Below are 23751 nucleotides of genomic sequence, written 5' to 3' on the forward strand. Positions count from 1 at the left end.
CAACTAGTCCCCTTTGCGAATGAACCTTCTTTTCGCAGAGGGACTTTTGTTAATGGAAGCAGTGACAATTCTGTCACACTCTCCTTCAATCCAATACTCAAGCTGCCTAATATATTTTATTTTTCCAGCTAGTTTGCTATAATATAGCAAGCTATAACAAACAAATGAAAATTAAGGAGTTCATAATGAAACGTTCTGAAGAAAAAGAACCAAAACAGACAGAAGAAACGAATGAACCCTCACGATTTGCTTCATTCGTCTACTACTTTGATATTTTTTATCGGGTGATTAAAGCCCTCGTAATTATGATTATCGTCCTTGTACTTGTTGGGGGCTCCTTGGGTGCAGGAACAGCTATCGGCTATTTTGCCTCACTCGTGCATGGAACGGAAATCCCGGAACATGAAGATATGGTTGCCCAAATTTATGATTACAATCAGACATCGACTATGTATTACGCAGGCGGCGAAGTCATCAGTGACTTGCGTGCCGACTTGATGCGTTCTCCAGTGTCTCTTGATGAAATGTCTCCCCTTCTAGTTGACGCCATTGTTGCGACAGAAGATGAGTATTTCTTTGATCATGAGGGAATCGTTCCTAAAGCAGTAGCACGTGCACTGGTTCAGGATTTGACTGAATCAGGTGCTTCAACGGGTGGGTCCACTCTAACCCAGCAGCTCATCAAGCAGCAGCTGATTGGAGCAGAGGTCTCCCACGAGCGGAAAGCCAATGAAATTCTCTTGGCTATGCGCATTGAAAACCATCTGGATAAAGATGAAATTCTGGAAGCTTACCTTAATGTCTCACCGTTTGGCCGAAATAATAAAGGACAGAACATCGCAGGAGTTGAAGAAGCAGCCCAAGGTATTTTCGGTGTTCCTGCTTCAGAGGTAACACTTCCGCAGGCCGCCTTTATAGCAGGCCTGCCTCAGCGTCCGATTGTTTTCAGTCCATACACGAACACTGGAGAAATTAAAGAAGACCACGAACTCAGTTTAAGACGTCAGCGGGAAGTTCTCTTTAGAATGCACCGTGAAGGCATGATTACTTTCGATGAGTATCAGGAAGCTGTGGAATATGATTTATCACAGGATTTCCTGAACCGCGAAGAAATTGACTATGAAGACATGTCTTACTTGTATGACCGAGGCGAATATGAAGCGAGACGTATTCTCGTTCGACAGGCTATGGAAAATGACGGCATTACGAACGAAGATATTGAAGAAAACCCGGATCTTGTCAGTGAATACGAAGAAGAAGCCCGCTACCTTATTCGTAACAGAGGCTACCAGATTCATACAACCATCGACCGTGATGTTCACCGTGCTATGGAAAGTGTTGTAGAAGAATATCAGGATGAACTCGGTGTCGAAAAAACATACAATTGGGAAGATGCGGACGGCAATATGCAGTCTACCAATTATCCTGCACAATATGCTGGAGCCCTTGTCGACAATGAAACAGGAAGAGTGATCGGCTTTATAGGTGGCCGCGATTATGATATCAGCCAATTTAACAATGCCTTCCAGATGACCCGAAGTCCCGGGTCAGTTATAAAACCATTGGCTTTATATGGACCAGCGTTCGACCAAGGTCTGATGACGCCCGCAACGATTATTCCGGATACTGAAATAGAGGTACCTACTTGGGATAGCCAAACTAACAGAATGTCGTCTTACTTCCCTACTAACGTCGGTCCGACAACCAATGAATGGATAAGCGCTAGACAATCGCTAATCGAATCCAAGAACCTTGCATCATTCAGAATTCACGACCTGTTGATGGACAACGAAGTAGACATGGAAGGCTATATCCGCCGAATGGGTATTGATGAGGAAACTATTCCTTCAAATGAAATTGATAATCCATCGTTTTCAATCGGAGGTCCGGATGGTCCCTCACCTGTTGGCTTAGTCAGTGCTTTTTCAACTATGGGTAATAACGGTCAGCATACTGACTCTTATATGATTGAACGAATTGAAGACAGCACGGGTGAAGTTGTTTATGAACACACGCCCGAACCCACTGAAGTCTGGAGTCCACAGGCTAACTACTTGCTCGTGGATATTTTAAGTGAGGTTCACGTGTCCGGTACAGCCCAGGGAACTATGGATATGCTCAACTTTAATGCCGACTGGATTTCGAAAACTGGTACGACTCAAAATCTGAACGATGTCTGGTATGTTGCCAGTACCCCTCGTGTATCGTTTGGAACATGGCTGGGATATGGAACAAGCGAGCTATCTCTCACCACTGATTTCGGTGTACACCCTAGTCGACGAAACCGAAACATGTGGGCTCGCGTAATGAATGCTGTTCATGACGTTAACCCTGATATATTAGGTATTGGAGACAGCTTCGAACGTCCTGATGGCCTGACGGAAGATTCAGTTATCGCTAACACAGGAATGAAAGCTGGTGAAGTGGAAACGCCAGATGGCGATACCTTCCGCTATTCCGGCGATACAATTACAGAACTCTTTGACGAGGATCATATACCTGGCGAAACAGTCTATGATTTCCCTGTCGGAGCAAGTGATGAAGAATTGGAAGATTTCTGGAGAAGCTATATTTCTAATCGTTCTGATGACGATGAAGATGACGAAGATGATGAAGATGACGAGTCTGATTCTGAACCGGAAGAACAAGAAGAATCTGATCCTGAACCTGAACCTGAGCCCGAACCTGAACCGGAAGAAGAGGAAGAAGAACCAGAACCAGAACCTGAAGAAGAGGAAGAGGAAGAAGAACCCGAACCAGAACCGGAACCTGAACCAGAAGAAGACGATTCTTCCAACGGTAATGGGAATGGCTCTTCCAATGGTAACGACAACGGGAATGGAAATGGCAATGGATCAGACAACAATTCTGAAGCGACGCCTCCCGAAGAACCCGAAGAAGACGATGACAACGACGATGATGAAGAAGAATAATTCATAAGTTAAACCCTCTCCACTCTGAATATAGAGTTGGAGAGGGTTTACTTTATTGGATTCAATTCACTTGGTTATTAAAGCAATTGGTTAATTTAGATGATAGATTATGTATATCAATAGTTCTTCGATATTAACAAGCTCGAGTATCCTTATTTTTCTGAGTTGCCCCTATCTCTTTTTATTCCACCAACTGAGCACCTCACTATACTCTCAGTTTATGTTATTTCCTTTTATTCTATTAACTGGCTCATCATTGGCTTCCTGAGTTACCCCTATTCCCTTTTATTGCACCAACTCAACACCTCACTATACTCTCAGTTAGTGTTATTTCTTTTTTTTCCATTAACTGGCGCATCCCTGGCTTCCTGAGTTACCCATATGTCCTGTTATTGCACCAACTCAACACCTCACTATACTCTCAGTTTGTGTTATTTCCTTTTATTCTATCAACTGGCGTATCCCCGGCTCCATGAGTTACCGCTATCTCCTGTTATTGCACCAACTCAACTACATACTGTAAGCTCAGTTAGCACTATCCCCTAATCTCCCATTTGACAATAAACTTATTAAATAGAAAAACCCCCTAAACAACCATACTACATGATGATTAGTTTAAGGGATTTTTATACTTTTAATTCTTACTTAGTTGAGCCTTTACCTGCAATAGTATAAGGCAACTTAACAGTTTTTTCGTCGATTTCTTCTTTATTCATCAGTTTTGTCAGCAGTCGCATGGCTACCGCACCAATGTCATATAGCGGCTGGACAACAGTACTTAGCTGTGGTCGAGTCATTTCGGTCAGCTTTGAATTGTTTGAAGTAATAATTTCAAAGTCTTCCGGAACAGAGACGCCTCTATCCAGTGCCGCATTTAAGATTCCCACTGCCAGTTCATCATCAGCAACTACAGCTGCTGTGGCACCTACTTTAACTAGCTGCTCGTAGACAGCTTCTCCTACTTTATACGTGTATTCGGATTGGAATACAAGATCTTCATTATAGTCAATTGAAGCGTCTTTAAGGGCCTGCTTGTAACCATTCAGACGGAACTGCCCATTAATCGGCTCATCGTGACTCTCGGAAACGAAAGCGACGTTTTTGTGGCCGTTATTTAACAGCATTTCTACACTGTCTTTAGTAGCTGTTTCATAGTCGATGTTGACACTGCCTACCTGCTCGTCTGGATCGACTGTTCCTGCAAGAACAACCGGTGTACGTGAGCGGGAAAACTCTGCACGAAGCTCTTCAGTAATTTTATTACCCATGAAAATAACACCATCGACCTGTTTCGCTAATAGTGTATTCAGCACCTGAACTTCTTTCTGCTCATTCTCATCAGAGTTTGCCAAAATGATATTGTACTTGTACATCGACGCAATATCGTCAATCCCTCTCGCTAGAGATGAGAAATAAAGATTAGTGACATCGGGAATGATAACCCCTACTGTAGTAGTCTTCTTGCTGGCAAGTCCTCTGGCAACAGCATTCGGTCGGTAATCGAGACGGTCAATGACTTCCAGAACTTTCTTGCGAGTCGTCGGCTTGACATTCGGATTTCCATTGACTACTCGCGATACTGTAGCCATGGAAACGCCGGCTTCTCTTGCCACATCATAAATTGTAATTGTTTGTTTATCCATTGTTTTATTAACTCCTTCATATAAATGTATGTTCGTTCAATGAGAGCGCATACTTCTTTTATTAGAATAACAAGAAATGAAAACAATTTCAACTGTAATCATTCTATTTTCATGAAATTTTCAAAAACTTTTCAGAAAGGGCTTTCTTCGGAATTGGTTAACCGTGCTAATCAACCTTTTATTTGTTACACTTAACTCACTAATTTATTTTAAAGGAGTCTATTTATGACAAAAATCAGCCAACTAAAAGATTATATGCGCTCTAATGATGTATCCTTGATTTTTTCGGATAATCCCGATACTGTGGCCTACTATACTGACTATTTCAGTGATCCACATGAACGGCTGCTGGCACTTGTTGTATTCAATAGTAAAACGGTCCTCATCGTCCCTAAACTGGAAGAAAATGAGGCAAGACAGTCCAGTTCCGTTGATAAGGTCGTTGGCTACAAAGACGACGAGAATCCCTGGGAAACCCTCGAGCAGCTTGTTAAAGCCAACGGACTAATGGTTACTTCTGTCGGAATTGAGACAGATCAGTTAGTCGTTGACCGCTATTATCAATTAAGACACCTCTTCCCTGACGCTGTCTATCGTTCAATCACTTCAGACGTTCAAAATCAGAAGGTAATTAAGTCCGAGAAAGAAATTGCCCTTATGCATGAAGCTGGCCAACTTGCAGATGCCGCTCTACAGACCGGAATGAATGAGCTAAAAACCGGTATAACTGAAACTGAGGTCGTCGCAGCGATTGAGTTCGAAATGAAAAAACGAGGGGTCTCTGACATGAGTTTTGACACTATGGTCCTCTTTGGTGATCATGCCGCAAGCCCTCATGGGACACCGGGTGACAGGCAGCTTAAGCCGGGAGAACTTGTATTGTTCGATTTGGGAGTGGTCTGGAAAGGCTACACCAGTGACGTCACCAGAACTGTAGCCTACGGAGAGGTTGATGATGAGATAAAAGCCATCTATTCAGTCGTTTTAGAAGCCCAGCTTGCTGCCCAAAATGGAGTAAAACCGGGGATGACCGCTGACGAAGTAGACAAATCTGCACGGGATATCATCACCAAAGAAGGTTTTGGAGACTACTTCACTCACCGCCTAGGACACGGTCTTGGTCAGTCTGTTCACGAATTCCCGGATATTGCTCCTGGCTCGGAAACGGTCCTTCAAAAAGGGATGTGCTTTTCAATCGAACCGGGGATCTATATTGCCAATAAGGCCGGTATTCGAATTGAGGACTGCGTGACGCTGACAGATGAAGGGGCTGTCCCCTTTACTGCTACCTCTAAAGAGTGGACAGTTGTTCCTGTCAAATAAAAACATAATAAAGACCAGTTATTCTCTCATCAAAAAGAATAACTGGTCTATTTTTATAGCATAAAATAATCGTTAACCTAGCAGAGCGAACCTCTTAGATAAAGAAATCATCTTTTTCAAGGTGCTGTTTTTGAGACCGTTCCATCACTGTAAGGGTTCCATCTGACTCGAGAATAACGGCAGCTATGCTATCGAGTGAAACATACCCATCCTTACGAATGGATTGTATGACTTCCGCTTCGGTTATGCGTTCCTGTTTCATTTTTTTCTTATCATACTGATTATCATAATAAATGAGAGAAGGCTGCGATTTCAGTAGTGACTGAACTTTTGCGGATCGCGCTGATAGCCAAGTAGACACATATTGCAGGAAAACGAGCAGACAAAAGGCAACTATCCCCTCCCAGAACAGCGTCTCATGGTTTACTATGATATTAGCGAGTACCGACCCTAAGGCGACGGTCACAATAAAATCGAATGCATTCATTTTTGACAAGGTCCGTTTGCCCGAGAGCCTAAGTACCAGCACAATCAGAAAATAACTTAGTGTACCAAGTAAAAGCATACGTAAGAAGTTTTCAATAGTCATCATATTCTTCCTTTACATTAAAAATTTCTCTTGAATTTAAGCTTCTTCGTTTTCAAGATTTTCTAGAACATTCAAGTTTTCCATTTCATTATTCTCTTTCGGCAAAACAGATATCGCTCCATCCGTTTCCAATACAACAGCCGCTACTTCTTCTACTTTTCCGATACCCGTCTCTCTGATTGCCTGCATCACTTCAGATTTTGGAATTCTCTCTTTTTTCAGGTGATGGTCATAGTACCGGCCATCATAAAAAAGCAACGTGGGATGAGCTTTAACAATCCGACTGAATGTATTACTTCGAGACGATAGCGTACTCGTTCCATATTGAAACAATAGCAGAAGACAGAAAATTAACAAGCCTTCCCATAATTTCTCTTCCTGGTTAATCAAAATATTACCAAACACCGTCCCTAATGATACGGTTATGATAAAATCAAAGGCGTTCATTTTAAGCAATGTCCGTTTCCCAGACAATCGGAGGACGAACAAAGTAAACACGTAGACAACGAACGATACACCAGTTATTCGAAAAAAATCGACTATAGTCATTATTATACACCTGCATTCTAAAAAGCTTTGAATTCATTTTTTAAAGGTTACGTATCCGAACAACTTACACCAGCTGAGTAATAAAGCAGCGCCACCTGCTTATAGTATAAGGATAACATCGCCTGATTTATTTAGCTGGCTTCTTGCAACTTAGGACAAGCTTGAATTATTCTTCTGTACAAAAAGGATGCGCAGTGCGCATCCTTTTATGTGTACGTATATTAACTCATTATGATTTGTTGACGTTAGAGCTCACTGTCTGACCTCTAGAATCAGAATCAGTTGATTGGGAATCAGCAATTTCTTTTTCTTCTTCCACGCCTTCTTCAACAGTGTCTTTTATATCTTGAGCCGCATCTCTAGTAATTTCTTTGTCGACTTCCGTTCTTTCTTTCATGATATTTTTAGTGTCTTCAGCTGCATGCTTGGCTTCCTGTTTAATGTTATCCAGGTTTGCTTTTGTTTCATCCATATCGGATCCCACTTGGTTACTTAGCTGATCATAGGTTGCTGAAGCATTATCTAGATAGTCAGAGCCAGCTTTTTCAACTGTTTCTTTCAACTCACGGCCTTTGTCTTTTGCGACATTTAGATATTCACGTGCCTGACCTTTTGTCTTGTCTGCCTGGCCTGCGATGTCCCCTCTAAGGTCTTTTCCAGATTTAGGAGCCAGTAATAAAGCTGTTAACCCTGCTACTGCCGCGCCGACAAATGTTCCCATTACAAAGCTTTCCAGATTGTCATGATTTTTCATTATCAGTCATCTCTCCTTAAGTATTGTATTGATGGTTTACCCTTTTACTTTTCCGCCGACTTTCTTGGCGATACCGATTGATGCACCTTTTTTAGAGGCACTTGCGAGGTGTGAAGTCAGGTTACGCGTTGAGTCGTTTAAACTTGAAACGGACTCACCTAAATCTCCAACTGCCTTGAACAGCGGATCTGTCAAGCCTAGTTTACCGTTGACATCATCCAGTGTGGTATTTGTTTTATTCAACAGTCCCTCGACTTCAATAAGTAAATGGTCTGCATCTTTGGTAATGGTGCTCAGACTCTTGTTTGCTTCTTCAACTGTTGTATTAAGTTCCGAAACGACATTCGCCACTTTAAACAATACAAAGCAAAGTCCAAGAACAAGAATTGCAAAAGCGCCTGCTGCTATAAGTGCTGCTATTTCTCCACCTGTCATAGTTATCCCTCTTTCTTGTTTTCTGTATAAATTAAGATTACCATTATCACATAATTAATTGCAAACAAGACGGCCTTTTCTACCAAATAATATAAAAATTGAAAACTTCATAAAAACTGGTAAAATAAGGTTACTTCAAGTTATAAGTAAGGAGAGGACGCTTAGATGTTATATTCAGCTGAAGATTCGGATACAGGCACCGGTCTCGGTTCAGATATAGATGAGGGGGTTAATTTTTTCATCGAGTTCTGGAACGATATTGACTGGGATGCCATATTCAGTTCCATCATTATTGCTTTAATCCAGATACTAGCTGCTGTGATTATCTTTTTCATTTTAAAGAAACTCGGGCATTACCTTATTGATCTTGTATTCAAAGGCTACATGAAAGATAAACACACTGTACCCAATCGTTTGAACACTCTATATAAACTCAGCAAAAACAGTTACCATGCGATTTTATACTTTTTTCTAGTCTATACAATTTTAGAGGTTATGGGCATACCTGTAGGGACCCTCGTAGCCAGTGCCGGTGTGGTCGGTCTGGCCTTGTCTTTAGGCGCTCAGGGTTTCGTGTCAGATATTGTTAATGGCTTTATGATTCTTCTGGAAAAGCAAATTGACGTTGGCGATGTCGTTGAGCTCAGCGGCATACTGGGAACCGTTGAGGATGTGAATCTGAAAACGACCCGCGTCAAAGATTTTGACGGAACGACTCATTTTATACCCAATCGCTCCATTACCATCATCAGTAACCGTTCCCGAAGCGACATGCGGGTAATGATTCAAATTCGACTGCTGCCTCACACAGACTTGCATTTTGTCAGAAAAGTGATGGAAGAAGTTAATGCTGAGATGATTCCAAAGCAGGATGAGATTACTATTGAACCAATGGAAGTGTCTTTTGTTCCAATTGGCACAGCCCAAATGGCTGCTCAAATTATTATGTATACAAAAGCCGGTACAGAATTTGCCATGCGCAACCTTTTTTATGAGAAGTATGTGGATGCCTTGAGACAGGCTGGCGTTACATTACCTACGATTAATGTCGATATGCAGAACCAATAAAAAATCCTCCGTCAGATGCTTTGAATCAGACGGAGGATTTTTATTTTTTTATTATAGCAAAAAAGCTTACTGATTAACCGTTTCTCTAGCTTCCTGCTTTTCTTTTAATGTGTATTTCTTTTCCAGATCATGCGCAATTCGATTGGTTCCCTTGAGAATTTCACTCCGGGTAATAATTCCCTTGAAATTGTTATCTTCGTCCACCACAGTAATAAAGGCATGATTCACCAGCATTCTCAATACATCTTCCAGCTCATAGTTTTCATAAACATACGGGTAATCTGTATCCATAACTTCCTGAACTTCAATTTCACCTAGTTGTTCAAAGTGCACATTTTCAATATTCATAATAGCCTGCATGATTATCGGCATGGAAATAAGACCACACATTCTTGACTGATCGTCTAAAACAGGTACAACTGCATATTTATCAGAAGTTAATATCAGTAAGGCATGATTCAGACGATTCTTTAAACTAACGACTGCAACTTCTTCAGCGGGCTTCACCAGTGACTGCTCATCGTCAATTAAAAAGGCTTTAATTTTCTTACTTATCATTTCTTCACTCCTTGTAAGCGTTCTATTCCACTTCTATTTTACCTGTTATGAAACATTTTCCCAAACAAATATGACTATTAAAAGAAAATTCTTAGGTGAAAATAATACATTTTTATCCTACACCCCTATATAGCAAGGATATGTGATTATAAAGATTGGAATATGATGAGAGATTGCTTTCTCACGCTTTGAGTGAGTATGTGCCTGATAATTCATCTAGTTTATTATGATCCTGATCAAAATAAGTTAACGAAATATCTTCAGAATCCTGATTCATTTCCATAAACACATACGTACCGATATTTCTATCTCTCGGTTGAGTCAGACTTCCCGGATTGATGAATAAAATACCATCTTCCTGCTCGACCTTGGCAATATGCGTATGACCGTAAAAAACAACATTAACTCCTTCTTCTTTTGCTCTTCTTTTCATCTCTTCATTGGATTGTTTAACCGCATGCTTATGACCATGAACGACTAGAAATTTATGGTTATTGAATTCTATCAGTCTTTCCAGTTCAAAACCTGTGGCGTGGTCCATATTTCCTGTTACTGTTTTATAATTCTGCCATAGGGGTTGATCTTCCATGAGTTCGGAATCACCACAGTGAATCCATGTGTCTACGTCATTTTCGTATATAGATAGTATTTCTTCCATGTAATAGGTATTTCCGTGAGTATCGCTTACTGCAATCAGCTTCATTTTTTTGTCATCCCTTCGAATTTCTTACATTAGTTTAACCAGTCATCCAGTTCTTTACTCAATTTTTGTAGTGCCACAGCCCGGTGACTAATTTTATTTTTCTCTTCTTGAGAGAGTTCAGCCATTGTCTTGTCTTTTTCCGGAATATAAAACAAAGGGTCATACCCGAAGCCGTGCGTTCCTCTAGGCACATCGGCTATGCGTCCTTTTACCTGGCCTTCAATCACGAGTGATTCTTTCCCCGGCTCAGCCAGTGCGAGTGAACAGTGAAAAGCTGCCTGACGTTTGTCACTCGGCGTATCTGCCAATTCGTTAAGCAGCTTTGCATTGTTTTTCGCATCGTTCTTTTCTTCTCCAGCATAACGCGCGGAGTAGACACCAGGCTGGCCATATAAGGCCTCGACAATTAATCCTGAATCATCTGCCAAAACGAGAGTATTCAGTTTTTCAGCTATCGTTTCTGCTTTCAAAAGAGCATTTTCATTAAAGGTTGTGCCGGTCTCCTCTACGTCATCGAGTTCCGGAAAATCAAGCAAGGTTTTTATGGCGAAGCCTTTTTCATTAAATAAGGCTTCGAATTCTTTCGCTTTTCCTTTATTCTTTGTTGCTATTATAACTGTATGGGCGTTACTCTGCATTCTGTTTCAGTCCTTCTACATCTATTTTCTTCACTTCAAGCTGGTCATCTTCCATCCATTCTCCCGCGATAGCTTTGAACAATTGAGCATCTCCGGTGGTATAGATTTCAGTCGTAACTGGACTGGTGGTCTCTTCCGCGGCCATCTGATATTCATCCAGTACTTGATCAATTTGCTCAGCTGTCAGTGCACCTGAGTCAATCAGTCTGACTTCTTTACCCATTTCCTTTTGAATAAAGGGGGCGAGCAGCGGGAAGTGTGTACAACCCAAAATCAGGGCATCAATTCGAGAATTTTTAAGCGGAAATAACTTCTTCTTTACTAAAGCTTCAGCTTCTTCAGACTGATGCTGATTTGTTTCAACCAAATCAACAAATTCCGGACAAGCGAGACTTGTCACTTTTACTGCAGCGTTCATCTCACTGATTTTCTGGTTATAGTAAGAAGAATCTACTGTACTTTGCGTGGCCAGAATTCCAATTTCTTGTGTAGCTGTATGCCGGACCGCTTCCATACTTCCTGCATGAATAACACCGAGCACAGGTATGGGTAAAGTGGCTTTCAGTTCTTCAAGCGCAACAGCAGTTGCAGTATTGCAAGCTATGACTATCAGCTTTACCTGTCTGTCTACAAGAAACTGCGCCAACTCTAATGTATACCGTCTGATTTCTTCTATCGAGCGCGTACCATAAGGATTACGTGCATTGTCTCCTATATATATAAATGATTCATTCGGCAGCCTTTTTCGGGCTTCCTTTAGAACGGTGAGGCCACCTATTCCTGAATCCAGTAAACCAATTGGTCTTTCTGACATAGCTAACATCCTCTTCTAACTCACTGACTAATAATAAGTCAATTTTACAGTTTGTATTTTATGATTACTCGCACAAATATGTGAATAATCTCCCTTTGACTAGAATCTTTTCTTTGAACACGGTAAAATAAAAACGCGCGTCAGTTTACTCCACTTTAATTATAAAGAATTGACTTGTAAATATAAAGACTAAACCATTACTATACTTGATGAATGAGGTTTTAAAATGACTAACGATCAAACCATACATGCTTCCCAGTCGGCAGTTCTATTGCTGCGAGACCGCCTGCTGCCTAACTTATTCAGAGATGACGAAGCGGATATTTTATACTGGGCCGGCAAGGAACTCGCTCGTGACTATGATTTGTCATCTGTGGAAGACTTAACCGCTCTAATGACTCAACTCTCTTTTGGAAAGCTGACTTTGGTAGAAAAGAAAAAAACGTCTTATACTTTTCAACTTCAGGGCGAAATCGTCCACGAACGCCTGAAGGCAAACAGTGAGGCCAATTTTTCTCTAGAAGCCGGCTTTATTGCTCAAGCCGTTCAGAATTTTTCCAAACATTACACCGAATCCTCCTATACCGTTGACAAAAAAGCACGACTGGTGCGTATGCAACTGGAAACAGACCCTAAAGAACCTTTACATTAAAAAACTTTCTTCAGATTACTGACGTCACTTGTACGTCCTTAATTGAAGAAAGTTTTTTCGTCAAATCTGTTTCTGTGTTGCCGCTATCATGTGTCTAACTCCGCTTCGTGCACTCAGAGAAATCAGCTCCACATTGTTATTTCCAAACTGTACTCCCGATACCATCTGCCCGTAAGTTTTAAACAGGCTATGCTTGAAGTCGGAGGTGTCAATAACACTCATACTTGGGTAGTCAATCTTGACTCCCCCATATTTATGAGGAGACAGCTGTCCATTTTTGATTAGATTCTGAACAAGCTTGGTCTGCAACGGCAGAGAGTCTGCTACGTTCATATTTTGACCGGTACAATTAATCAGATAGGTTTCCGAGTAACTGTTCTTCTCGCTATCTAAAAGCTTAAATCCTTGTTCGGTTTTTTTGATGGATTCCAAACCACTGACGAGCCGCACAGCATTTTCATTAATCTGCCTGATTAACAGCCGTGCAGTATTTTGCGGAATAGGTGCCTTGAACCGCTGCCACTGGCCGCTGTATTTAGATAGAAACAGGTCTTTTTCATCGTCAGACAAGGCATTCCAAATAAACGGGTAGCACGTCCGCATATGCCGAATCATCGATTGAAATTCGCCTAATTCCTTACTGTACTCTAAATCAAGTTCCATTCCTTCTAAAGTACCTTCTCCTAAATGATTCCAAACCCAGTTCGCATCAATATGATGCTCTTCCATTTCTTTATAGAACCATTCTTTAACTTTGTCCAAAGAGAGCTCAGGCATATGATTCAACAAATCCTTTACCCGGTCATCACAGAAGTAGTGCAGTTTAACAGCTGGTTCGTCCCCTCGTACTGAAGAAAACAAACCATTTCTTGAGTAAAAGGTCACCTTTATATGTGGGTAATTTTTTTGAATATAGAGCATTGCGTCAAGAGCTGTCAAACCGGATCCAATAAGGCCGATTGATTGTGTGTCTTGCGGAAACTTCAATACCTCTTCAGCAGGATAGGGGTTGTAAATATAGCCATCTTTTCCTTTTAGATTATAAGGATCCTGGTAAGCTAGGTGCCCCGTCGTCAAATGAATCGCATCCACTTTTTCAGCGGACTCGCTACTAATAACGGTATAATGCCCCTCATCAGCCTGTTCAATCTCCTCAACAGTTTCAAACCTGAGTTCTGTATTGAGTTCTTTCATGCAGCTTTCTGCTTTTTCTCTTAAATAATCCCCAAACCACTTTCTAGGCAAATGAGTATGGTAAGGAGTCTGGACAGTTTTATTCTGTTTGACCCAATTCATAAAGTCCTCTTTATCATTCAAATCGATGGACATTGTTTCCGTATACTGGTTAATCAGTAGACTTTCGTCATCGTTCTGATACGGAAAGCCGGTTCCCCATTCTTTTTTCGAGGCATAGATTATTATCTTATACGTTTCTTTTTGTTCATCATTCAACTGTCTGGAAAGTTCCCGCAGCACGCTGACTCCTGCCACTCCCAGACCTATAACTGCTATCTTCATGTCGTGTCCCCCACTATGCGATTCTACTCTAAATAGTTTACCAAAAAAAGCGACTGATACCTATGCAAAATAAAAAGTGCCATCTTATTCTCGGTTAAAAGGTAAGATAAACACTCTGAATTTATAAATTAACATTTAAGGGAACACTATTAATAAGCTGAATATCTTCATCTACCAATTTAACGAATTGAATTTCGCGGGCATCCCAGCTCATTAAATCATTAAAGGAGTAGTCATTCTTTCTAAGAACCACATCTAAAGGGCAGTCAATTTCGTCATCCGCGTTATGGAACACATCGCGGTCCTCCACTTCTAGTTCAACATCTCTTTCCTTGCATTTAATAATGTATTTGTACTGAATCGTCTGTGTCAAAACTGGTTGACCGGGTTCGTTCTGTGTCATATGACCACTCTCCAAGCTATAATATTATATGTACGATTCAAAAGTTAAATTTGTGCTTTCCAATCAGGGACGGAATCTTAATGTACTATTCTATTATATGTGTTATTTTATATCACACTATTGTAAAAAGATAGTCCATTCATGGGATTTTTAGTAAAATATGTCAAAGTGTCATATTCTTTTCACATCTCTAGTCTTGCAAAACCACTAACTTACTATCCAGTAAATCGAACCATTAATCAAGGACTTTCTCTAACATTCAGAACAAATTGGCGTAATGTTCTTGTAACATTTATTAAGCACTCATATTGCTTTTTCCGTTCTATCTCTTTTAACAATTTAATTGCATTATTGACTTAAATTTTCCGAATGTACAAAACTTATGCGAACGTTTAGTTCACTATTTATTAATATCAATATTAATTTCGTCCTCACTTCTTTCTCACTATTCAATTAACTCCTTAAAATTAATTGCTATTCGGTACGACTTTTTATTTTTATATGAGTAACTTGTTCCGATTAGATGTTTTCGAAATGATTTTTCCATTTTAAGAATCAAAGTTGTATCGATTACATTCTATTCGATACAACTTTATCCCGCTTGAGCTTGAACTCGTTTCGATTAGTCCGTAGTCATTATAAATGGGAATTAACCGTAACAAAAAACTCCAGCCCATTTTGGACTGGAGTTTCTTTGATCAGTTCATTATTTGTGTTTTGCTAATGCTGATTCAATTTGTTCTTTGCTGTGGTAGCCAATTAGTTTTTCTACTACTTCGCCATCTTTTGTTACCAGTAAAGTAGGAATACTCATGATTCCGAATTTGCTTGGCGTTGCCTGGTTTGCGTCAACGTCCATTTTGAAGTAATTGACGCTGCCATCAGTTTCTTCGTTTAATTCGTCGATGACTGGTGACTGCATACGACAAGGTCCGCACCATGCTGCCCAAAAGTCGGTAATTGCCAATCCTGATCCTGTTTCCTGGTCGAAATTCTGATCTGTTAGTTCTCTAGTCATTCTTAATCCTCCTAATAGTTAACTTACTTATTAAAAGTAAGTTATTTAATCCATTGTTAGTATAGCAAACTTTTCCAATGTTGTCTAGCACTTGAATTGGATTTACTTAAACGTGACTATTGTTGCTCCGCTGCCACCCTGATTACCGGGTGCATCTTCGAACTTCGACACTTGAGAATGTTTTTTCAGATACTGGTGAACGCCTTTTCTGACGGCGCCTGTGCCCATCCCATGAATGATAGTGACTTTAGGGTAATTGGCCAGAAGTGCCTGATCTATATACTGGTCAACTTGATTGACTGCCTCTTCTACCCGTTCGCCTCTTACATCTATCTCAGTCGATACCCCTGCGGAAGAGGTTCGTCTGACTGATACGCGCTGTTTCGGTTCCTTCTCTTGAGCAGTCTGCAGAAGGTCTGCTTCAGGCAGCTTCATTTTGAGCATACCCATTTGAACGACCCACTGGTTGTTGTCTGCTTTTTCTACCAAGGTTCCTTTTTGACCAAAGGATTGCACTTCGACCGCATCGCCGACTTTCAGCTGTTTCTTTCTTTTTTCCTTTTTCAGGACTTTGTTTTTCTTCAGTCCTTCTTCTTCTGTCTTCAGCTTATTCAGCTTGGTCTGGGCATCAATAAATTCGTGTTCCTTAAGCGCCCCCTGCTGGCCGCTCTCCAATTGACGTTGACGGATTGCTTTAATCACATCATCAGCTTCTTTTTTCGCTTTTTCAACATAGGCATTTGCCTCTTCTTCAGCCTGCTTTTTCAGTCTATCTTTTTCCTGCTGGTATGATTCGTAGGCTTCTTTCAACTCTTTGTGCAGAGTCTGCGCTTCTTTTAAATCCTGCTGCGCTTTCTCAGCCTGCAACTGCGCTTCCTTGCGTTTGTCTTCAAGATCCCGAATCATCGTATCAATGCTTTGACTCTCTCCACTCATCAATTGACGGGACGAATCGATGACCGTGTCATCCAGTCCCAGACGTTTCGCTATTTCAAATGCGTTACTCCGACCAGGTATGCCGATAAGCAGCCGATAAGTTGGACTCAGGGTATCGACGTCAAATTCCATACTGGCATTGATTGTTTCCGGCCGGTTGTAGCCATATGCTTTGAGTTCAGGATAGTGAGAGGTAATCATGACGTAGCTGCCTTTTGACGCAATTGCATCAAGCAAGGCAATAGCCAGTGCTGCACCCTCCTGGGGATCTGTCCCCGCACCCAACTCATCCAATAGAACCAGACTCTTGTCATCAATTTTTTCAAGAATAGATACGATATTAGTCATATGAGAAGAAAAGGTCGACAGACTCTGTTCAATAGACTGTTCATCACCAATGTCTGCGTATATTCCGGAGAAGATACCAATGGTGCTTTCTTCTTCCACAGGTAGAAATAGGCCAGCCTGACCCATAAGCTGCAGGAGACCCAGTGTTTTCAGGGCCACCGTTTTCCCACCGGTATTCGGACCGGTTACGATGACCGTTTTATAGTCTTCTCCAATAATGATGTCATTTGCCACAACTTCTTCTTCAATAAGCAGCGGATGACGGGCTTTCATTAATGCTACATGGCGACTCTCTGAAAGCAGTGGTTTGACCGCTTTTATCTGCTGAGCATAGCGTCCTTTTGCCTGAATGACATCCAGTTCCACCAGCTGATTCAGTTGAATAGATAAAGATTCTCTATACGGCTCAATGGTCTCCGTCAGTTCTCTCAGCAAGCGGGTAATTTCATTCTGCTCTTCGACCTGATACTGCCGCAGCTGATTGTTTAAATCCACGACACTTTGAGGTTCAATGAAAAGCGTCTGCCCGGTTGAGCTCTGGTCGTGAACGACGCCTCCGAATGTGTTTCTATTTTCAGCTTTTACCGGAATAACGTAGCGGTCATTTCGCATGGTAATAAGGGAGTCCGTCAAAAAGCGTGCCTGTGAGCCTCTGACAATCGATTCCAGTTTCTGACGGGTTCGACTCTCCGTCTGTTTAATCCCTTGTCTGATCCCCTTTAATTTAGCACTGGCATCATCCAGCACATAACCGCCTTCATCTACAACTGAAAAAATCTCTTTTTCCAGCTCTCTAAAAGGTTCAATCTGCTGCACTTTATCATATAGTCTATTTAATGGGATAGCTTCTTCTTTTGCTTTGGCAAAAAATGTCCGAATCTCTCTCAGTGTCCGAAGAATTCTGCCAATATGAGCCAGTTCCTGCCCATTCAGTGTTCCTTGCATACGAACGCGATTCAAGTGCGGCCTTATGTCTTCGTAAGCCGCCAAAGGCATGCCACCTTTCAGACGAATCAGCATGACGGCATCGTCTGTTTCTTCTAAAGTGGCCTGAATCAATTCCCGGTCAGTTGTCGGTTTTATTTTCATACAGGCCGCTTTTCCAAGCGAGGATACTGTGTGTTCAGACAATTGTCTGATAACTTTTTCAAATTCTAACTTTGCATAAGATGCCTGAAATAGTTCAGTCAATGCTTTCTCTCCTTTAAGTGTGCTTCAAATATACTAATCGGGTTAATCGGCTGTAATAAAAAACGGGCAGTTTGCGGAAGATTGTTCGTCTTCTCAAAACCACCCTTCCTTTATACTGATGTTAATCCTGAACGCCCTCTACTATCCACCACTCGTAAAACTGGCTGGATAGTTCTGGTGTGGTCGTGACTATATTCCGCGCTACATTACTTGTTTCGAACTGATTCTGAATAAAACCTATTGGGATTGTTGAAAGTAAAAATAACACTAAAAAGAGACCGATATAATGAATAACGAAACTCAGTACGGCTCCTCCCAAAGCATTCACAGTACGAACCACAGGAATATCGGCAAGAAAATTAAACAATCCGCCTATCAGTCGTGTAATGAGCCAGCCGACAAATAATATCAGGATAAATGCGGCTCCCTTGTAAAAGGCACCATCCAGGTTGAACAGAAAATCGATGCTGTACAACACATAGGGATTATCCACTGATGATGTCGGTGTCGGGAATGGAATCAGCATTTCTGTCCACTCACTCAACTGCTGATAATATGTCAGTGCCATCCAGAATGAGACAGCATACCCTATGGATAAGACCAGCTGCAGCACAAGGCCGCGTCGTGCCCCGCTGTACAGCGATAGTAACAATGTAAATAATACGATAACAGTTAAAACCATTTTATTCTCCTTATACGAAACATTTTACTCTTGTGTATCCTTTTCAGTATCCTGTTTCATTTTCTCTTTAATTTCTTCAAGTTCTTTATGCATGCTGAGCTGATCCGATACAGCATTAATGGCCAGCAGCATCGCTCTCTTTTCGCTGCTTAAGCCTTTGGTCAGTTCTTTCAGTTGGCTTAACTGTTCATCAACCGTTTCAGCTACCGTCTTCATGTGTTCTTGAGATTTCGGTCCTACAATCGTATAGCTTTCTCCGTCAATGGTTGCTTTATAACGACGCTTCCCTTCCGGCATAAAAAAAGCCCCCTCGCTTCTCAAATTCTTTATTATAATAACACGAATTTACACTTTATGCATTATTTCCCGACTCTTTTGATGGATTGGCAATAAAAATTAGTGGAGAAAAGCGATCTTAAGTAGACTCTACAGTTCCGTATTTGTTCAGTTTACCTAAAAGAGCCAATGTTCAGCAGACTCGCAATCTCAAGCGCATTCACATTACCGAAGTGAGCTTCCGTTTAGCAGACTCGCTGCGCCAAGAAAGTTGAGTCTGCCATACTTGGAAGATGTTCGGTTAACTCAGCTCTGAAAAAATCTCAGTATGCTGAAGTATTGTAAACTTTGGCAATCTCATAGACGTTGGCTGGTCCAGTTTACTTAACCACCGCCTACTATGGTAAACCCACTCAACAACTAGCTCTCAGTAAACCGAAGCACAAGCACATTCGGTAAACTCGATTAACTATCTTCCACGAGTCTACCTAAGCCACACCCAAATGCACTTTAAAATAAGGAAAAAAAGCCTGAAAGCTTTTTTTTCAGCTTCCAGACCTTCTTCTGTTAAGAAAACTACAATGATTAACGTATCTCTGCTTTAAATTCGCTGATCAACGCTTGCTTGACCTTGTCAAAATCACTTGAGATATGTTCTTCTTTTAACGTTTCCTCTGGGTTCACATAAGACAAACTGTAAGCCAGAGACTTTTTACCTGCTTCAATGTTATCACCCTGATAGAGGTCAAAGAGTCGGACAGACTGCAGCCATTTTCCGCTGTTGGCTTTAATGACATTCACAATCTCTTCGTGCAGAACTGTTTCGTCTACTACGAAAGCAATATCCCGTGACGTTCCCGGGTATTTCGGAATCGCTTCAAAAATCACTGTTTCATTGGCATCCGTCAGGAATGGTTCCATGTTCACTTCGAATACGAAGGTTTCATTCAAATCACGTTCACCGGATACAGAAGGATGAAGCTGGCCGACAAAACCAATTTCTTCATCATTCAAGAAAACTTTGGCTGTACGGCCCGGATGCATCTCTTTTAAGTCCTTGAACGGAACAAAAGAAACAGACTGGTCAGGGCTTAATGTTGCGAACCATTCTTCAAGAATGCCTTTAACAGTAAAGTAATCCACTTGAACTTCAGAATCCTGCCAGCTGTTTTCCATTAAGGCGCCAGTCATAATGCCTGCCACATGCATGGTTTCTTTCGGCAGCTTCTCTTCCTGTCTGGTAAATATTCGACCCAGTTCAAATAATGCCACTGATTTCGTCTGACGGGCCACATTGTACTGAACATTATCCAGCAGTCCGCTAATCAAGTTCTGTCTGAGCGCTTTGTGTTCTTCACTCATCGGCCAGTCCAGCTCAATTGGATCAGCATCAAACAGAGTAAAAGCCCCTGCTTTTTCAGTCGTTGTCAAAGCATAACTGATTGCTTGAGACAGCCCGCAGCTTTCCATATAGTGACGGGTGAAACGGCTTATTTTCTGGCTGTAAGTCAACTCTCCCGGATGGGATTCACTATGCGGCAACGTGGCTGGCAAGTTGCTGTATCCATTAATTCGAGCGACTTCTTCTATAATATCTGCTTCAATTTCAATATCCCAGCGTCTAGGCGGAATAGTGACAACTACTTTTTCTGTCGTAATGTCGCTGTCAAAATTTAGTCGGTCAAAAATGCGTTCCAAATCGTTGACAGATAACTTTGTTCCGAGTGTACGGTTGATTTTCTCTGCAGAGGTTACCACAGTCTTGGACTGGGCTTCTTCTGATTCAATCTGAGCTGTTCCACTGACCACTGTTCCGTGACCCAGCGAAGCAATCAGAGCTGCTGCATGATCAAGAGCTGCCTGGACATCCGCCAGATTAACCCCTTTTTCAAAGCGTGAGCTCGACTCACTTCTTAAATTTAATGACTGAGCAGTTTTTCGAATCAGACTGGATTCGAAAACTGCCGCTTCCAGTGCCACTGTTCGTGTCTCTTCTGTCACATGGGTATTCTGACCCCCCATGACACCTGCCAGAGCTACCGGTTCATCATTGTTTGTAATCACCAGATTTTCCTGAGACAGTTCACGCTTTTGTCCGTCAAGGGTAATCAATGTTTCCGATCCGTTCGCCCGTCGCACAAGTATCTCTTTGGACTCAAGTGAATCGTAGTCGAAGGCATGCATAGGCTGTCCGTATTCCAGCATAATATAATTTGTTACATCCACCACGGCATCAATCGGTCGAATGCCGGCATGCATCAGTTTACGCTGAAGCCATAACGGACTTTCTCTAACCACTAAGTCCTTAATAACACGCATTTTATAAATGGGTGTCTCTTCCTGATTCTCCACAGCTACAGAGACATAGTTTTCCACTTTTTCAGTGGGCTCTTCATTCAAGTTAACACCTGTGAAAGATGGCTTCTGGTTTAAAATAGCACCCGCTTCAAAAGCTACTCCACGCATACTCAAAGCATCTGCACGGTTCGGTGTAATATCCAATTCAATAAAGGCATCCGTTAAACCGAGATACGGCAGTGCATCCATACCCGTTTCAGCCTCTTCAGGAAGGACGTAAATACCGTCTTCAGCTTTTTTTGGAATCACTGCATCTGAAAAACCCAGTTCTTCCAGAGAGCAAATCATACCATTAGATGTGTACCCTCTCAGCTTGCTTTTTTTTATTTTCAAGCCGTTAGCCAGCCTTGCCCCCGGAAGAGCTACAACCACTTTCTGGCCGGCTTTGACGTTAGGCGCGCCGCAGACTATTTGAACTATTTCGTCTCCTGCCACATCGACTTCAGTCAGGTTCAGATGGTCTGAATCAGGCATTTTTTCTGCCTTCAGTACGTTTCCAACTACAATATTTTTAAGCTCTGTTCCGGGTTCACTTACCCCGTCCACTTCAATTCCTGTCAGGGTAATTTGTTCTGCTAAATCACGAGGCGCAACGGATGATAAATCCAGCGACTCACTTAACCAGTTATATGAAACTTTCATGTCAGACTATCCTTTCCTCTTGAACTGTTTTAAGAATCGTTGATCATTTAAATAGAAATTACGGATATCGTCCACACCATATTTCAGCATAGCGATACGGTCAGGTCCTAAGCCAAAGGCAAAACCACCGTATTTAGACGAATCGACTCCCGACATTTCCAATACGTTCGGATGCGTCATGCCGGCACCAAGAATTTCAATCCAGCCGGTCTTCTTGCAGACGTTACAGCCGGTTCCGCCACATTTGAAGCAGCTGACATCCACTTCCACAGAGGGCTCAGTGAAGGGGAAATAACTCGGACGCAGTCTAATTTCACGCTCTTCGCCAAACATTTTCTTAGCCAGCAGTTCCAAAGTCCCCTTTAAATCAGCCATGGTAATATTCTCGTCAATGACCATGCCTTCAATCTGGTGGAACTGGTGAGAGTGTGTTGCATCATCCGTGTCTCTTCTGTACACTTTTCCGGGACTAATCATTTTAAGTGGTCCGTTTGAAAAGTCATGCTGCTCAAGTGTACGGGCTTGAATAGGCGACGTGTGCGTACGCAGAAGAATATCAGACGTAATGTAGAACGTATCCTGCATATCACGAGCCGGGTGGTTCTGAGGCAGGTTGACGCGTTCAAAGTTGTAATAGTCGGACTCCACTTCACTGCCTTCAATAATCTGGTAGCCCATGCCTAAGAACAAATCTTCAATGTCTTCCATGATTTGAGTCAGGACATGAGTCTGACCCTTTGTGACCTGACGTCCTGGAAGCGTGACATCGATTGTCTCCTTTTCAAGCTGTCTGTCCATCTCTTCTTTTTCAAGACGCTCTCTTTTACGCGTCAGAACAGTGGTCAGTTCATCTCTGACTTCATTTGCCTTTTTACCGATGACTGGGCGTTCTTCTGGAGAGACATCTTTCATGCCTTTCAGGACACTCGTCAACTCACCTTTTTTCCCTAAATAATTGACACGAATACGTTCCACTTCACTAATTGATTCGGCCGAATTAATTTCCACCACTGCCTGACTTAACAAGGCAGTTAACTGATTCTCTATCATTCTATTCTCTCCTTAAGTTGAATTCATTGCATAAAAAAAGACCCCATCCCCAAAAAAGGGACGAGGTCAACACGCGGTACCACCCTGGTTCAGAAGTCAGCTTCTGCACTCATGCATAACGGCGCATACCGGGATAAACTATTACCCACGTTCTGTTCAGCTGCCAGTAGAAAACTACCCGCTGCCCAGATTGGCGATGAAAGTGAACTTCCTGACGTGCTTCAATCAATGCTTTCAGCCTGGGCATTGTTCTCTAGAATTGAAGCAGTGTCAGTACTCTTTTTCATCTGTCGTTTTATTTAATCTATATCCGCATCACAAATCCACTGATTTGCCCACAGCTGTACTTCATTCATTACATTTTCTAATGATTTGCCTTTTTCTGTTAAACGGTAGCCTGAACGAATATCACACGTTTCATCTAAATCTCTCGTGACGATTTCCTGTTGTTCAAGCTCTTTTAGACGCTCGACTAACACGCGGTCACTGACGCCTGGTATGGCATGAGAAACATCCTTGAAACGGCGAGGTCCATCCAACAATACATCGATGATTAAACCAGTCCACTTTTTACCTAAGATTGCAAAGGTCTGCTCAAAACGCGGGCAGATTATTTTGTCTGATTCAGTATTTTTTGTCTGAGTCATATCTATCATCTATTGTCACCTCT

The 23751-nt window shown here is 41.8% G+C and carries 22 protein-coding genes and 1 pseudogene; 5 read left to right on the forward strand and 18 right to left on the reverse strand.

All coding sequences use genetic code 11. The features are described from left to right. Positions 1–185 precede the first annotated feature (185 nt). Positions 186–2933: a transglycosylase domain-containing protein gene (locus ACYVLS_RS08365; protein ID WP_460323495.1), complete on the forward strand. Its 2748-nt coding sequence runs from the start codon at positions 186–188 to the stop codon at positions 2931–2933. Between the two features lie 641 nt (positions 2934–3574). Here the strand turns inward: ACYVLS_RS08365 and ccpA are convergent. Next, on the reverse strand, positions 3575–4576 hold the full coding sequence (gene ccpA, locus ACYVLS_RS08370) for a catabolite control protein A (RefSeq protein WP_460323497.1): 1002 nt from the start codon (positions 4574–4576) through the stop codon (positions 3575–3577). 225 nt (positions 4577–4801) lie between these two features. On the opposite strand from ccpA, the gene ACYVLS_RS08375 reads away from it, so the two are divergent. Then, entirely contained in the window at positions 4802–5899 is a 1098-nt protein-coding gene (locus tag ACYVLS_RS08375; protein ID WP_460323499.1) for a M24 family metallopeptidase, read from the forward strand. Positions 5900–5993: 94 nt separating this feature from the next. On the opposite strand, the gene ACYVLS_RS08380 is transcribed toward ACYVLS_RS08375, so the two are convergent. The 4 genes from ACYVLS_RS08380 to ACYVLS_RS08395 all read right to left on the reverse strand — a co-directional run bounded on the left by ACYVLS_RS08380 (position 5994) and on the right by ACYVLS_RS08395 (position 8226). Further along, on the reverse strand, positions 5994–6488 hold the full coding sequence (locus ACYVLS_RS08380) for a DUF421 domain-containing protein (RefSeq protein ID WP_460323501.1): 495 nt from the start codon (positions 6486–6488) through the stop codon (positions 5994–5996). Positions 6489–6524: 36 nt separating this feature from the next. Beyond that, positions 6525–7037, reverse strand: a complete 513-nt coding sequence (locus ACYVLS_RS08385) for a DUF421 domain-containing protein (RefSeq protein ID WP_460323503.1) — start codon at positions 7035–7037, stop codon at positions 6525–6527. A gap of 229 nt (positions 7038–7266) precedes the next feature. Then, a complete protein-coding gene (locus ACYVLS_RS08390) occupies positions 7267–7791 on the reverse strand; it encodes a YtxH domain-containing protein (RefSeq protein ID WP_460323505.1) in 525 nt (174 codons plus the stop codon). A gap of 36 nt (positions 7792–7827) precedes the next feature. Beyond that, positions 7828–8226, reverse strand: a complete 399-nt coding sequence (locus ACYVLS_RS08395) for a DUF948 domain-containing protein (protein ID WP_460323507.1) — start codon at positions 8224–8226, stop codon at positions 7828–7830. Between the two features lie 165 nt (positions 8227–8391). Here ACYVLS_RS08395 and ACYVLS_RS08400 point away from each other — a divergent pair, with 165 nt between their 5' ends. Then, on the forward strand, positions 8392–9294 hold the full coding sequence (locus ACYVLS_RS08400; RefSeq protein ID WP_460323509.1) for a mechanosensitive ion channel family protein: 903 nt from the start codon (positions 8392–8394) through the stop codon (positions 9292–9294). 66 nt (positions 9295–9360) lie between these two features. On the opposite strand, the gene cbpB is transcribed toward ACYVLS_RS08400, so the two are convergent. The 4 genes and pseudogenes from cbpB to racE all read right to left on the reverse strand — a co-directional run bounded on the left by cbpB (position 9361) and on the right by racE (position 12007). Beyond that, the gene (gene cbpB, locus ACYVLS_RS08405; RefSeq protein WP_460323511.1) at positions 9361–9852 is read right to left on the reverse strand and encodes a cyclic-di-AMP-binding protein CbpB; all 492 of its coding nucleotides are present in this window, start codon (positions 9850–9852) and stop codon (positions 9361–9363) included. 181 nt (positions 9853–10033) lie between these two features. Beyond that, entirely contained in the window at positions 10034–10555 is a 522-nt protein-coding gene (locus ACYVLS_RS08410; protein WP_460323513.1) for a metallophosphoesterase family protein, read from the reverse strand. 29 nt (positions 10556–10584) lie between these two features. Further along, a pseudogene (locus ACYVLS_RS08415) lies at positions 10585–11187 on the reverse strand (XTP/dITP diphosphatase); the annotation flags it as partial. Beyond that, entirely contained in the window at positions 11183–12007 is an 825-nt protein-coding gene (gene racE, locus ACYVLS_RS08420; protein ID WP_460323515.1) for a glutamate racemase, read from the reverse strand. The pseudogene ACYVLS_RS08415 and the gene racE, both read right to left, overlap by 5 nt. A gap of 226 nt (positions 12008–12233) precedes the next feature. Between racE and ACYVLS_RS08425 the strand changes: the two genes are divergently transcribed. Next, entirely contained in the window at positions 12234–12659 is a 426-nt protein-coding gene (locus tag ACYVLS_RS08425) for a YslB family protein (protein WP_460323517.1), read from the forward strand. A gap of 60 nt (positions 12660–12719) precedes the next feature. Here the strand turns inward: ACYVLS_RS08425 and ACYVLS_RS08430 are convergent, their stop codons facing one another. From ACYVLS_RS08430 to pheS, 8 genes are all read right to left on the reverse strand, one after another. Further along, complete coding sequence (locus ACYVLS_RS08430; protein ID WP_460323519.1) at positions 12720–14177, reverse strand: FAD/NAD(P)-binding protein; 1458 nt, start codon at positions 14175–14177, stop codon at positions 12720–12722. Between the two features lie 121 nt (positions 14178–14298). Beyond that, positions 14299–14580, reverse strand: a complete 282-nt coding sequence (locus tag ACYVLS_RS08435) for a hypothetical protein (protein ID WP_460323521.1) — start codon at positions 14578–14580, stop codon at positions 14299–14301. A 706-nt stretch (positions 14581–15286) separates the two neighbouring features. Next, positions 15287–15598, reverse strand: coding sequence for a thioredoxin (trxA, locus tag ACYVLS_RS08440; RefSeq protein ID WP_460323523.1), 312 nt, complete (start codon positions 15596–15598; stop codon positions 15287–15289). Between the two features lie 102 nt (positions 15599–15700). After that, complete coding sequence (locus ACYVLS_RS08445) at positions 15701–18073, reverse strand: endonuclease MutS2 (protein ID WP_460323525.1); 2373 nt, start codon at positions 18071–18073, stop codon at positions 15701–15703. A gap of 121 nt (positions 18074–18194) precedes the next feature. Next, on the reverse strand, positions 18195–18755 hold the full coding sequence (locus ACYVLS_RS08450; protein ID WP_460323527.1) for a CvpA family protein: 561 nt from the start codon (positions 18753–18755) through the stop codon (positions 18195–18197). Between the two features lie 24 nt (positions 18756–18779). Continuing rightward, positions 18780–19052 (reverse strand): cell division protein ZapA, encoded by a 273-nt coding sequence (locus tag ACYVLS_RS08455; RefSeq protein ID WP_460323529.1) that lies wholly within the window; start codon positions 19050–19052, stop codon positions 18780–18782. A 564-nt stretch (positions 19053–19616) separates the two neighbouring features. Next, positions 19617–22031, reverse strand: a complete 2415-nt coding sequence (pheT, locus tag ACYVLS_RS08460; RefSeq protein ID WP_460323531.1) for a phenylalanine--tRNA ligase subunit beta — start codon at positions 22029–22031, stop codon at positions 19617–19619. Positions 22032–22037: 6 nt separating this feature from the next. Further along, a complete protein-coding gene (pheS, locus tag ACYVLS_RS08465) occupies positions 22038–23081 on the reverse strand; it encodes a phenylalanine--tRNA ligase subunit alpha (RefSeq protein ID WP_460323533.1) in 1044 nt (347 codons plus the stop codon). A 111-nt stretch (positions 23082–23192) separates the two neighbouring features. Here pheS and ACYVLS_RS08470 point away from each other — a divergent pair, with 111 nt between their 5' ends. Then, a complete protein-coding gene (locus ACYVLS_RS08470) occupies positions 23193–23384 on the forward strand; it encodes a hypothetical protein (RefSeq protein WP_460323535.1) in 192 nt (63 codons plus the stop codon). Here the strand turns inward: ACYVLS_RS08470 and ACYVLS_RS08475 are convergent. After that, on the reverse strand, positions 23381–23737 hold the full coding sequence (locus tag ACYVLS_RS08475; protein ID WP_460323537.1) for a winged helix-turn-helix transcriptional regulator: 357 nt from the start codon (positions 23735–23737) through the stop codon (positions 23381–23383). The two genes, ACYVLS_RS08470 and ACYVLS_RS08475, sit on opposite strands and share 4 nt — an antisense overlap. Positions 23738–23751 lie beyond the last annotated feature (14 nt).

It is taken from the genome of Alkalibacterium psychrotolerans, from assembly GCF_054784355.1.